Annotated in this window: 13 protein-coding genes and 1 tRNA gene; 6 read left to right on the top strand and 8 right to left on the bottom strand. The window is 71.3% G+C overall.

Going from position 1 to position 11,386, the window contains the following annotated elements:
* Both MFF58_RS05955 and MFF58_RS05950 read right to left on the bottom strand, forming a co-directional pair.
* Positions 1 to 308, bottom strand: a 308-nt coding sequence (locus MFF58_RS05955; protein ID WP_373323282.1) for a helix-turn-helix domain-containing protein, incomplete at its 3' end; no start/stop codon positions are given.
* 12 nt (positions 309 to 320) lie between these two features.
* A complete protein-coding gene (locus MFF58_RS05950; RefSeq protein ID WP_238285982.1) occupies positions 321 to 560 on the bottom strand; it encodes a TIGR03749 family integrating conjugative element protein in 240 nt (79 codons plus the stop codon).
* A 428-nt stretch (positions 561 to 988) separates the two neighbouring features.
* On the opposite strand from MFF58_RS05950, the gene MFF58_RS05945 reads away from it, so the two are divergent.
* A complete protein-coding gene (locus tag MFF58_RS05945; RefSeq protein ID WP_238285981.1) occupies positions 989 to 1,573 on the top strand; it encodes a DUF1353 domain-containing protein in 585 nt (194 codons plus the stop codon).
* Positions 1,574 to 1,804: 231 nt separating this feature from the next.
* Here MFF58_RS05945 and MFF58_RS05940 read toward each other — a convergent pair.
* The 4 genes from MFF58_RS05940 to MFF58_RS05925 form a co-directional block, all read right to left on the bottom strand.
* A tRNA-Ser gene (locus MFF58_RS05940) sits at positions 1,805 to 1,894 on the bottom strand.
* Between the two features lie 81 nt (positions 1,895 to 1,975).
* Positions 1,976 to 3,094 (bottom strand): ATP-dependent DNA helicase, encoded by a 1,119-nt coding sequence (locus MFF58_RS05935; protein WP_238285980.1) that lies wholly within the window; start codon positions 3,092 to 3,094, stop codon positions 1,976 to 1,978.
* Entirely contained in the window at positions 3,091 to 4,023 is a 933-nt protein-coding gene (gene hemF, locus MFF58_RS05930) for an oxygen-dependent coproporphyrinogen oxidase (RefSeq protein WP_238285979.1), read from the bottom strand. The genes MFF58_RS05935 and hemF overlap by 4 nt, the downstream gene beginning before the upstream one ends.
* A gap of 32 nt (positions 4,024 to 4,055) precedes the next feature.
* A complete protein-coding gene (locus tag MFF58_RS05925) occupies positions 4,056 to 4,547 on the bottom strand; it encodes a PaaI family thioesterase (protein WP_238285978.1) in 492 nt (163 codons plus the stop codon).
* Positions 4,548 to 5,004: 457 nt separating this feature from the next.
* On the opposite strand from MFF58_RS05925, the gene MFF58_RS05920 reads away from it, so the two are divergent.
* Positions 5,005 to 5,520 carry a Ros/MucR family transcriptional regulator gene (locus MFF58_RS05920; protein WP_238285977.1) on the top strand — a complete coding sequence of 172 codons (516 nt, stop codon included), beginning with the start codon at positions 5,005 to 5,007 and terminating at the stop codon, positions 5,518 to 5,520.
* Between the two features lie 61 nt (positions 5,521 to 5,581).
* Here the strand turns inward: MFF58_RS05920 and MFF58_RS05915 are convergent, their stop codons facing one another.
* On the bottom strand, positions 5,582 to 5,767 hold the full coding sequence (locus MFF58_RS05915) for a hypothetical protein (protein ID WP_238285975.1): 186 nt from the start codon (positions 5,765 to 5,767) through the stop codon (positions 5,582 to 5,584).
* A gap of 743 nt (positions 5,768 to 6,510) precedes the next feature.
* Between MFF58_RS05915 and MFF58_RS05910 the strand changes: the two genes are divergently transcribed.
* The 3 genes from MFF58_RS05910 (at position 6,511) to MFF58_RS05900 (ending at position 8,768) form a co-directional block, all read left to right on the top strand.
* Positions 6,511 to 6,972: a GNAT family N-acetyltransferase gene (locus tag MFF58_RS05910; RefSeq protein WP_238285973.1), complete on the top strand. Its 462-nt coding sequence runs from the start codon at positions 6,511 to 6,513 to the stop codon at positions 6,970 to 6,972.
* A gap of 70 nt (positions 6,973 to 7,042) precedes the next feature.
* Entirely contained in the window at positions 7,043 to 7,399 is a 357-nt protein-coding gene (locus MFF58_RS05905; protein WP_238285972.1) for a hypothetical protein, read from the top strand.
* A 238-nt stretch (positions 7,400 to 7,637) separates the two neighbouring features.
* A complete protein-coding gene (locus MFF58_RS05900) occupies positions 7,638 to 8,768 on the top strand; it encodes a DUF2336 domain-containing protein (protein ID WP_238285971.1) in 1,131 nt (376 codons plus the stop codon).
* A gap of 165 nt (positions 8,769 to 8,933) precedes the next feature.
* Here MFF58_RS05900 and MFF58_RS05895 read toward each other — a convergent pair whose 3' ends face one another.
* Positions 8,934 to 9,224: a hypothetical protein gene (locus tag MFF58_RS05895; protein ID WP_238285970.1), complete on the bottom strand. Its 291-nt coding sequence runs from the start codon at positions 9,222 to 9,224 to the stop codon at positions 8,934 to 8,936.
* A gap of 252 nt (positions 9,225 to 9,476) precedes the next feature.
* On the opposite strand from MFF58_RS05895, the gene MFF58_RS05890 reads away from it, so the two are divergent.
* Positions 9,477 to 11,366 carry a sensor histidine kinase gene (locus tag MFF58_RS05890; protein ID WP_238285969.1) on the top strand — a complete coding sequence of 630 codons (1,890 nt, stop codon included), beginning with the start codon at positions 9,477 to 9,479 and terminating at the stop codon, positions 11,364 to 11,366.
* Positions 11,367 to 11,386: the final 20 nt, after the last annotated feature.

Genomic DNA, 11,386 nt, shown 5'->3' with positions numbered 1-11,386 from the left:
GACAGGCCGCTCGTGCCGGTCTGCACGCCCTGCTCAGGCAGTCGGTCGCGCAGCTCGCGCAGGAAGAGACGCGGCTCCGGCTTGGAGGTCGCAAGGATCAGCGCGGCATGCACCTCAATGCGCTTCGAGGTGTGATCGCCGCCCATTGGCTTGGGCGCGACATGGCCCTCGTGGTGGGAGCGCTGCGACCAGCGGCTGGCGCTGGAGACACTGACCCCGAAGCGAGCCGCGGCCAGATGACAGGAGGCACCTGCGGCTACGGCAGCCACGACACGCTCGCGTAAGTCGGCGGACAAAGGTGAAGGCATCGGCATGCTCCTTCACCCAACAACGCGCCACCCGCTCACCCGTCGCAAGCGGCCCGGGACCGGCTCTAAGTGGCGCAGTGGCGCATAGAGAGTGGCCTCCAACGCCTCGGCACGAGCGGCGAGTTCATCAATCAAGCCGCCCAGCACCTCCTCACGGTCGTCGATCGCCGACCCACCGAAAGTGTACCGACTCTCTGCGATGAGGTGCGCAAGGTAGGCGCGATCGTGGGCGATGAGCTGCCAGACGTTCATGCGCCGGATCATCTTTGCGGGTGGCCTTGGCCAACCCGGAGGAGGTCGGCTCGTTTCCAATGGGCGATCCGTTGATCTGGCGTCGTAACGCCCCGCACCCGCGATCCCAGCTACGCAAGGCGGAGTAGTAGGGTGCGCGGATCGAACTACTTTCTCAGCCGCGCACCGCCGGATTGATCGTCGGCACCAAGGTGCGCGACCGCGAACTCTACCAGCGCACCCACCTGGGCCTGTTCATCACTGGGCACAGAAGGTTTGCTCGCAACAAGGCTTGATGCGAGCGCGTGCCCTATTTGAGGGATGCGTCCCCACGCTCGCTATGGTCAAGCTTGCGGCAACCGGGGGGATGAGCAGTGACCGAAGGGCAAAGTAACCGAGCCCCTGAGCGGGGCCGCCGATCCGATCTCGCGCGCGTCCTTCGCCGCAGCGTGGCCGTCAGCCTGAGCGCGGCTGCGTTGACGGGTTGCGCGACTCTTGCCCAGCCGGGAGCGGGCGGACGGCTGACGGGTAAGCTCATCGTGCAATGGGTAGGCGTGAACCAGTTTGCCTACCTGCCGGACCCGAAGGACCCGCTCACCTTCGTGACCACCGACAACCGAACCATCGTCCCGCAGCCGATGTACACCGATGGTGGCTCGATCCCGCCCATCCTCCAGCCCATCCCTGGCTTCTCTCCCTGGGGCTATGGACCGGCCTACATCGTGCACGACTGGCTGTTCGAGCAGCACCGCTGCGGCTATCCCGGCGCGGACCAAATCAGCTTCGACGACTCTGCGCGCATTCTGGGCGAGGTGATCGACACGCTGATGCGCGAGGGGATGGTTCCGCAAAATCCGCAGGCTCGCGGGCTGATCGAGGCGGGGGTGCGGACACCCTTCGCGCGTCGGTTGTGGAACGCACCTCCAACCGAGACAAACTGTCAGACGCCGGCCGTCGCGAGCCTGCGCCGGGCCGCTCCCGAGGGGCCGACCGTTGTCCAGATCGACTTCTCACGCTCGCGACGGCTCCGGTAGGTTCTCAACCGGATCAGCGTGGCCGCCACGTGTAGGCTCTCAACCCTGCTGTACTGTACGCCACATCTCTCTATCGAGGTGGGGCGTTAGCCCTTTCACGCGCGAGGCCATTGTCCGTCAACGTCCGACACAGGCCGGTACAAGCCGCTTCAAAATGCGGGTTATAAAGTGGGGTCACAGCCTTAGTGAGGCCGAATTTTCATATCAAAACAATGGCTTGAAACAACTAAGTGGCGGAGAGGGGGGGATTCGAACCCCCGATGCCCTTGCAGGCATGCCGCATTTCGAGTGCGGTGCATTCAACCGCTCTGCCACCTCTCCGCGAGGTGCCTCGACGAGACGGGCGGTGCGTAGCACGCGCGGTCGGGCTCCACAAGCGATGTCGACGCCCGGCGCCGCGGGTCACATCACCACGGTGATCGCCTGCGCGGCGCGGGTCAGGCCCGTGTAGAGCCAGCGGGCCCGGTGCTCGCGGAAGGCGTAGGATTCATCGAAGAGCGTCACCCGGTCCCACTGCGATCCTTGTGCCTTGTGAACCGTCAGCGCGTAGCCGTAGGTGAACTCGTCGGTCTCGCGGCGCAGGATCAGCGGGATCTCGTCGTCCGTCCCGGAGATCATCGCGCGCAGCACCTTGATGTCGGTGGCCTTCCGGCGCAGCGCCGGGTCGTCCTCCGGCACCACGTCGAGGCGGATCAGGTCGGGGCGCGGCGGCGCGCGCAGCGCCTGGACGGTCCAGGTCGAGCCGTTGAGCAGCCCCTTCACCCGGTCGTTGCGCAGGCAGACCAGCTTCTCGCCCACCGCCGGCATCGGGTCCGTGTGGCCGGCAAGCTCCCGGAGCCGGGCGTTGTAGAGGCGGCGCGTCTTGTTGAGGCCGACCAGCACCTGGTCGCATTCGAGCACCTCGGCCGGGTCCAGGGTGCGGCGCGAGACGACCCGGCTCTGTCCGTAGGTGCCGAGTTCCAGCCGGCCGCCTTCGCGGATGGTCATCGCCATGCGGACGATCGGATCGTCCTTGGCCTGCCGGTGCACCTCCGTGAGCATCACGTCGGGCTCGGCCTCGGTGAAGAAGCCGCCGCCGCGCACCGGCGGCAACTGCGCCGGGTCGCCGAGGACCAGGACCGGGCGCTCGAAGGACAGGAGGTCGTTGCCGAGGTCCGGATCCACCATCGAGCACTCGTCGATGATAATCAGGTCCGCCTTGGCGGCGGCACCGGAGCGGTTCAGCGTGAAGGTCGGGCCGCCCTCGTCGGCCTCCTTGGTGCGGTAGATCAGCGAGTGGATCGTCGCGGCGTCGTGGCAACCCTTCTGGCGCATCACGGAGGCCGCCTTGCCGGTGAAGGCGCCGTACACCACCGCGCCGTCGACATCCTCGGCGATCCGCCGGGCGAGCGTGGTCTTGCCGGTGCCGGCATAGCCGAACAGCCGGAACACCTGCGATCCGCCCTCCCGCCGCCACGCGGCGATCGCTTTCAGCGCCGCGTCCTGCTGGGGGGCGTAGGCGGCCGGCAGCCCCGCGCTCACGGCCAGCGCACGGTGGGCGGCATCGACGACAGGATCGAGGCGACGTTGCCGCCGGTCCTCAGCCCGAAGATCGTGCCGCGGTCGTAGAGCAGGTTGAACTCCACGTAGCGCCCGCGCCGCACCTGCTGCTCGAAGCGGTCCGCCTCGGTCCAGGCCGTGCCGACGTTGTCGCGGACGATCTTCGGGTAAGCCTCGAGGAAGGCCCGGCCCACGTCGCGGGTATAGGCGAGGTCCGCCTTCGGATCACCGCTCCAGAGGTAATCGTAGAAGATGCCGCCGATCCCCCGGGGCTCGTCCCGGTGCTTGAGATGGAAATACTCGTCGCACCACGCCTTGTAGCGGCCGTGGTCGATGCCGTGGGCCGCGCAGGCGCGCTCCAGGCAGGCGTGGAAGTGGCGGCTGTCCGGATCGTCCTGATTGCGGCGGCGCTCCAGGACCGGGGTCAGATCGGCGCCGCCGCCGAACCACGCCCGCGTCGTCGCGACGAACCGGGTGTTCATGTGCACGGTCGGCGCGTGCGGGTTCCACGGATGGGCGATCAGCGAGATCCCGGTGGCGAAGAAACGCGGATCCTCGGCCGCCCCCGGCATCTGCGCCCGGAATTCCGGGGCGAACTCGCCGTGCACCGTCGAGATGTGGACGCCCGCCTTCTCGAAGACCCGGCCCTTCAGCATCGCCATGACGCCGCCACCGCCCGGCCGGCCGGTGTAGTCGGTGCGGTTCCACGGAGTCTTCTGGAAGGTCCCGGGCCCCTCCGGCGCGTCCGGGTGGAACGGCCCCTCGGCCTCCGCCTCGATCGTCTCGAGGGCGTCCAGGATGCGGTCGCGCAGCGCCTCGAACCACGCCGCGGCCTCGGATTTCATGGCCGTGACATCGGCGTCTGAGGGAGGCGCAGACAGGGCTGCGCGCGCATCGTCCGGCATCGTCATGGCAGAGGCTTTCCCACCGCGCCGGGCTTACGTCAATCAACCTGGACGGGACGCGGGCGCGCATCGTCTCCAGGCGCCGCCGGCTCGTCTCCAGGCGCCGCCAGTTCGTCTCCAAGCGCCGCCGGCCGCTCGCCCACCGGCTTGAGCAGGCCGGTGGCGGTCGCCACCAGCGCCCCGTCGGCGCCGCGGATCTCGGCCTCGCAGAAGATCACCGACCGCCCGGCCCGGGTCACGCGCCCCTCGGCCGACAGGATCCCGCGACCGGGGGCGAGGAACCGGGTTTGCATGTCCAGGGTCACCACGGGACGGCCCGCCCCGAGACGGGCGGCCGTCCCCAAGGCGACGTCCAGCAGGGTGCAGAGCACGCCGCCATGGGCGATGCCGAGGTTGTTGGCGTGCTCCGGCCGCAGGGCGAGGCGCAGGCGGGTGCGGCCCTCGCGCACGTCGAGGGCTTCGATCCCGCAGAAATTCACGAAGGGAATGTGGGCCCCGAAGATGGTGCCCGGTTCTGTCTGCTCGTCCACGCCGATCGCCCCGTTTCTCGCCCCGCCGGCCGGTTATGGCCCGGATGGGCGCTTTGTCCCAGGACCCAGATCCGCACCGCCCGGGTCGCACCCGGATGCCGCCGGGCCTGCGCGCGCGGGCTTCGGCAGAGACCACGGCACGCAGAACAGCCGGGCCGGCAGGCTACGGGACGAGTTGTCAGGCGTCTTGTCAGACGGAAGTCGGATCTTTGCAGACGAAGGACCCGGCCCGGCCAGGCCGGAAGGCGTACGGACGACGCCCCGTGAGACCCGAGCTCGTGCAAGAGCCCGTTGCGGCCATCGGGTTTCTCAGCCGACGATTTCAGCTCCACCGATCGCTTGAATAATATGCGTGTTCACGACCGAGGGATTGTGTACGGAAATCCTAGACGACGACTTGATTTTGCTGCAAAGACGATAGAACCGTCCCACCACCACCGGATAGAGGGAATCATCGATGGACGACAACACTCCTGAACAGCAGCAGACCTTTATCGAGCAGGCCTCGGACATCGTCTCGGCGTATGTCTCGAACAATTCGGTTCCCATCAGCGAGCTGCCCGGACTGCTCGCCGGCGTGCACGCGGCCCTCGCGAAGCTCTCCGCGCCCGCCGCCACCGTCACCGAGGCGGCCGACAAGCCGACGCCGGCCCAGATCCGCAAGTCCGTGACGCCGGATGCACTGGTCTCCTTCATCGACGGCAAGCCATACAAGACGTTGAAGCGCCATCTCTCGCGCAACGGTCTGACGATCGAGCAGTATCGCGAGCGCTTCGGACTGCCGCGGGACTATCCGTCGACGGCCGCGAGCTATTCGGCCCAGCGGTCCGAACTCGCCCGCAGCCTCGGCCTCGGCCAGCAGCGCCGGAAGTCGGCCAGCGCCGCTCCCCCCGCCGCGGAGCCCGCCGCGGAGGCGCCCGCCGAGAAGCCGAAGCGTGCGAGCCGTCCGCGCAAGGCCAAGGAAACCGCCTGATCGGACGCCCTCTGATCCGGCTCACCGAACCGGCGCGGCACGCAACCTGCGCGTCGCTCCGTCAGGCGAAATCGGCGAGATCGTCGGCGACATCCCCGGCGGCGATCTCCGTCTCAGCCTTCTCGCGCTCCGCCGCGTCGCGTCCTGCCTCCGGGGCGGGCCAGGTCCGATCGTCGGACCGCTCGGCCTCCGGCGCGCCTGCGCCGTCCGGCCCGTCGACGGATTGATCCGGAACCCTGCCCGCCATGTCGCCCCTCCCCGGCCGCCCGCGCGGCTGCGGGGCCAAAGCGCCGGGCGCCCGACCCGTTCCACGTCGGCAGGGCCGGCGCCGTGACAGCCCCCCCCGATCGCGATGCCGCCCGTCCTCGGATCGGGGACGATCGATGGGACGACGGCGTGGCGCATGCGGCGGCGGCCGGGCCTCCGGAGGCACGCGGGCGGGGCGCGCCCGATGTCGGACCTGCCATCCGGCGCGGAGGCGAGCCGCCGCGACCTGCTCCCGGCCCCGCTCCTCGGCTCTCTGCTGCGCCTCCGGGCGAGTGCGGCAGGGGCCAGCCGGCCCGACCCGGCGCAGGCGGCCATCCGCGGGCCCGACGAACCGCCGTGGGTCGCGTCGCAGGATGAATCCGAGCCGAGCGCCGCGCGCTCACCCGCGATGGCGATGGCCCGGACCTCGACGGAACGCCGATCCCCCGGCGGCCCGACGCCATGAGCGCCCCCAACCCGACACGACCGACCGGTCCGGCCTGATCCTGGCCGGCACGGGGCGGTGCAACGGCGGGGGCGGATTGCGCCCCCGCCGCCTCCCGCCGCCTGCGGTCCCGGGAAGGCCGTCGGCTTCGCCCGGCGCCGACTGCGGGACGGCGCCGGGCGCCTGTCGCCGGCTCAATCCGGGCAGCCGGGCCGGCGACGGCCTGAGGGCGCGGGAGCGAGGGGGCGCGGTGCGGCGCGGCGCGTTGATCGCCCGGGAGCCTCGATCGGGAGCAGGGTTTGGCTAATCGCTACGGACTGGAGATCCGCGCCGCCGCGGCCTCCGACGCCGCAGGTCTCGCGGAGTTACTGGGCACGACGGACGTTCCGGTCGGCACCGCGGATCTCGCGGCGCGGATCGACGCCCTGCAGCGCAGCGGCGGCACCGTGCTCGTGGCCGTGGAATGGGGACCACCGAGCGGCCTCGTGGCGCTCGCGCCGGTGGTCACCCTCGGCGCAGCCCGGCCGTTCGGGCTGATCACGACCCTGGTGGTCGGAGCCGAATCCCGGCGCAGGGGCATCGGGCGGGTGCTGCTGAAGGCAGTGGGGCGGGCCGCGCGGCAGGCCGGCTGCGACCGGCTGCTGCTCAGCGTCGAGCCGGAACAGGCGGACCTGCACGCCTTCTGCGCCGCGGCGGGTTTCACCGCGGAGGGTCGGATGCAGGCGCGGCCGCTGCTGAAGCGGGGATCCGCGGAAGCTTGAGATCCGCGACATCCTGGCCGCAGCCGACCGCGGCCGAACGGCGTTGACGGATGAGACGGGAGTTCCATCGATGACACTGCGATCCGAGACGCCACCGCCCCCCGGGAACCTGACGGTCGAGCCGCCGCCGGATTCCGAGACCCCGACCTCGGCGCAGCTCAAGGCCGACATCGACAGCGGCCGCACGGCCGACAAGACGCCGCACATGGATGTTGGGGCCGCGCCGCTCGGCACCTGCGAAGAGGCTGGCGGGACGCCGCCAACCTCGCAGGAGGTTCGGCTGGCGCGTCAGAACGAGCGGGCGCCCTCCGAGAAGGCGGCGGCCGGCTACGTGCACCAACGGCAATCCTGGGTCCTGCCGGTCTATGCCGGCTTCATCGTCCTGGCGGCCGTCGGGCTCGGCCTCGCGCTGTGGCTGACGCGGTGAGACTGCCGTCGGGAGACTGAGGCGGACAGATCGGTGCAGGCGGCGACCTCTGCGGCGCGCGAAGCGGGCCGGTGTCGGGCGGACCGAGATGGGGATCCCGCACGCGCCGTCCCGGAACGGTATCCGGCGGCCGACGATGATGCAGGACGACACGGTCCTTCGCGGGACGGTTTAAAGGTCGATTCACGCCGATGCGGTTAGCGTAGCCTTACTGCAGTCCTGCGTAACCCGATCCTCCATGCCCCCATCCGTCGATGCTCCGCCGGACCTGTCCGGGCTCCTCGAACTCTCACGCATCGAGAATCTCGATCTGAAGCCGGTGATTCTCCGGGTTCAGACCGACCTGTTCATCCGTGCCCCGGGTCGGGACCGGAGCGCGGTCGAGATCTTCGAGTCCCTGGCCTGCGGGTTGATCCCCACCGTGGACGAGGAGACCGCCCGGGTAGTCGCCGGGAAGCTCGCCCCCTTCCCCGAAACCCCGCCGGCGGTCCTGGAAGCCCTCGCCCTCCGCGGCGGCGGCGCCCGCGACGCTGTGGTGGAACTGGCGCCGGCCCTGAGCCAGCGCCTGATCGAAGCGGCCCTGGCGGAGGGATCCGACATCGCCGCCCGCATCGCCACCCGGGCCGGGCTGAACCGCGAGGCGGTGGAGGACCTCGCCCGCGAGGACCGGCCGGAGATCGACCTCGCGCTCGCCGCCAACCGCGGCGTCGTTCTGCGCGGAACCGCGCTCGCCCGGCTCGTGGGCCGGGGCCGCAGCGCCGCCGACCTCGCACGGCTTCTCCTGATCCGCCCCGACGTCTCGGCTGCCGACCTCGCGCCGCTCTACCTGCACGCCGATCCGATGCGCCGGGCGGTGATCGGCCGGACCGTCGAGGCGACCGCCGCCTTGCGGCCCTGCCCGCCTCCGCCCCGGGACCTCGGCGAGACCCTCATGGGCCTGTCGGCCGCCCACGACGTGGCGGCCTTCGTGGCGGCTCTCGCGGATGGCCTCGGCGTGCCGCGCGATTTCCTCACCGTGGTGGGCGATCCGGGGGCGCGCTACGACCTCCTGACGCTCGGCCTGCGCGCGGCCGGCCTGCACGAGGAGGAGGCGGTCTACATCTTCCTCACCCTCAACCAGGGGGTGGCACGCTCGGCCGAGCGCGTGGCCGATCTCGTCCGCCTGTTCCGCACCGTGACCCGGCCGGCCGCGCGGGACCTGATCGCCGCGATCCTCGACCGTCCGCTCGACGAGCGTGGGCGGAGCGAGGCGCACCAGCCGCTGCACGGCCCGGAAGCCAAGCCGCGCCTGGGCGGGGAGCGCGTGGCCGCGCAACGCCCGCCCCTGCCGCTGCGGGCCCGGGCGGCGGCCGGCGGGGAGACGAGCTGACATCCTGTCCGGCCGATGGCTTCGGCGCCGCAATCCTCGCGGCCCGACCGACGCGGTCCGGACGGCGCCACGCGGACCGACGGGGGGTCGCCCCGGGTCGCGTCGCGCGATGGCGGCGAGGGACGCGTCAGCGGACGGGATCGAACGATCCGCCGACGCGCGGTCTCAGCGGGGCTCGATCCCCCGCCACGCCGGCTGCCGGTCGGCGTCTTCCAGGGTGTCGGTCGAGGGTGGCTCGGCGGCGCGTCGGCTCAGCTCCGCCATGAGGCCCCGCGCCAGCACGGCGCGCATTGCGCGCTCGCGGGTCTCGGTGGGGACGGCGTCGAGGGCCGTCTGGGCGGTCGGCAACGCGCCGGCCAGCCTGCGGGCCTCGGCGGCCGGATCCGCGCCGGTGCGCATCAGCGCGAAGTACGAGAGCACGCCGATCACCAGCGCGGCGCGCAGCAGGACAGTCATCGGACGGTTCCTCCGCTCGGTGTCGAGCGCGAGAATTCGACCTTTTTCGTGAACCGGGCCTCAACCGCGCCGGGCTTTCGCGCGCCATGGTGAACGAAGCTTGCCCGGACGCGGCTGGTTACCTCTCCGAAAGCATCCCGACCATTCGGACAAGATCCGCAACACTCGTTTAAGCCGGCTCTGCGACCGTCCGGAAGTCGTTCGAAGTGGAACCGGAGGCGCGACGGATGCGGAAACGCATACTCGCGGCGCGTGCCAACCTTGACCATTAAAAATGTCCTGACTTCCTTGATCGACGACCGTCTCGCCGGGCTCGTCCACGAGTCCGCGGCGGACGATGCGGCCACCCGCGCGCGCCACCAGCGCTTCCTGGTCTCGCGTCTCGCCACCGGCGCGGTGATGATGGTCGGGCTGCCGCCCTTCCTTCTCTGGCGCGGCGTGCCCTCCGGCATCGAGGTGCTGGTGATCGCGAGCCTGCTGCTTCCCGTGCTGGCCGCCGTCCTGCTCGCCCGCACTGGATCCCTCTGGCTCGCCCACGCGGTCTCGTCGGCGGGGCTGACCGGCATCGTCGTGGCGCTGGCGAGCGTCACCGGCGGCGGCGCCTCACCGGCCGCCGTCTGGCTGGTGGCGATCCCCCTGGAGGCGCTGGTCTCCGGCTCGCTCCGCGCGACGGTCGCGGCCTCCGTCATGGCCGTCCTCGGCGTGCTCGCCGTGGTGGGCCTCGATGCCTGGGCCGTCGCCCTGCCGGTGATGGACATCTCCGCCGTCTACGCCCTGCCGGCCTTCGCGATCACGGCCATCGGCCACGTCGCCGCTCAGGCCCTGGAGCACAGGCGCAACGAGGGCGCGTGGCGCGAGCGGCTGCGCGACAACGAGGCCCGCGACCGGCTGCTGCTCTCGGCGATCGACGATCTGGTGACCTGGCACGACCGCAACGGCCGCGTGCTGGAGGCGTCGGACTCGGCGGTCCGGCTCGTCGGCAGCGACCCGGGGCGGCTGCGCGGCCACGGCCTGCTGGAGCGGGTCCACGTGGCCGACCGGCCGGCCTTCCTCAAGGCGGTGAGCGACGTCGCCGCGAGCGGGCGTCCCGCCACCCTGCCGCTGCGCCTGCACGTCGAGCCCGAGGCCGGACGCGCCGACGGCGCCAACCTGATCCATGCCGAGATGCGCGCGCACCGCATCGTGCACGGCCCGCACGATTCCGCCATGGCGGTCGTGGCGGTGACGCGCGACATGACCGAGCACCACCGCCACGCCGAGGAGCTGGAGCGCGCCCGCGCCGAGGCCGAGCGGGCCGACGCGATCAAGGGTCAGTTCCTGGCCAACGTCACCCACGAGCTGCGCACGCCGCTCAACGCCATCATCGGCTTCTCCGAAGTCCTGGCGGGCGAAGGCGCGATCACCCTCGGCCCGGACCAGGCGCGGGACTATGCGGGCATCATCGGCGCTTCGGGCCACCACCTGCTCGGCGTCGTCAACACCCTGCTGGACATGAGCCGGATCCAGAGCGGCAACTTCGACTGCGCCCCGGAAACCTTCGACGTCGCCGGTCTCCTGCAGTCCTGCTGCGACCTGATGCGCCTGAAGGCGGACGCCGCCGGCATCACCCTCACCGCGGCGGCGTCGGGTCCGGTCGAGATCACGGCCGATCCGGCCGCCTGCCGGCAGGTGCTGATCAACCTCGTCTCCAACGCCGTGAAGTTCACCCCGCGGGGCGGCCGGATCGACCTGTCCCTGCGCCGCGGCGCGGACAGCCTCGACATCATCGTCGCCGATACCGGCATCGGCATCGGCGCGGACGACCTGCCCCGGCTCGGCACCCCGTTCTTCCAGGCGGGCAGCGGCGGCTACAAGCGCCCGCACGAGGGGACCGGGCTCGGCCTCTCGGTGGTGCAGGGCCTGGTCGGCCTCCATGGCGGCGCCCTGCTGATCGAGAGCGCGCCGCAGGCCGGTACCGTGGTGACCGTCACGCTGCCCCTGGTCTGCCGGGCGGCCTCCGCGTCCAACCCCGCCCCGATCCGCACGGCCGTGCGGGGCGCCCCGGCGCCGCGCCGCGTGGTGCGCCTGCCCCTCGGCCTGTTCGACGCGGAGCCGAGCTCCGCCGCGCTCCCCGCCGGTCCGGTCCTGCGCCGCACCGGCTGAGCCCCCGATCCCCCGTAAGG

Source organism: Methylobacterium longum (assembly GCF_022179385.1).
GTDB lineage: Bacteria > Pseudomonadota > Alphaproteobacteria > Rhizobiales > Beijerinckiaceae > Methylobacterium > Methylobacterium longum.
This window is presented reverse-complemented; position numbering and strand designations above follow the sequence as displayed.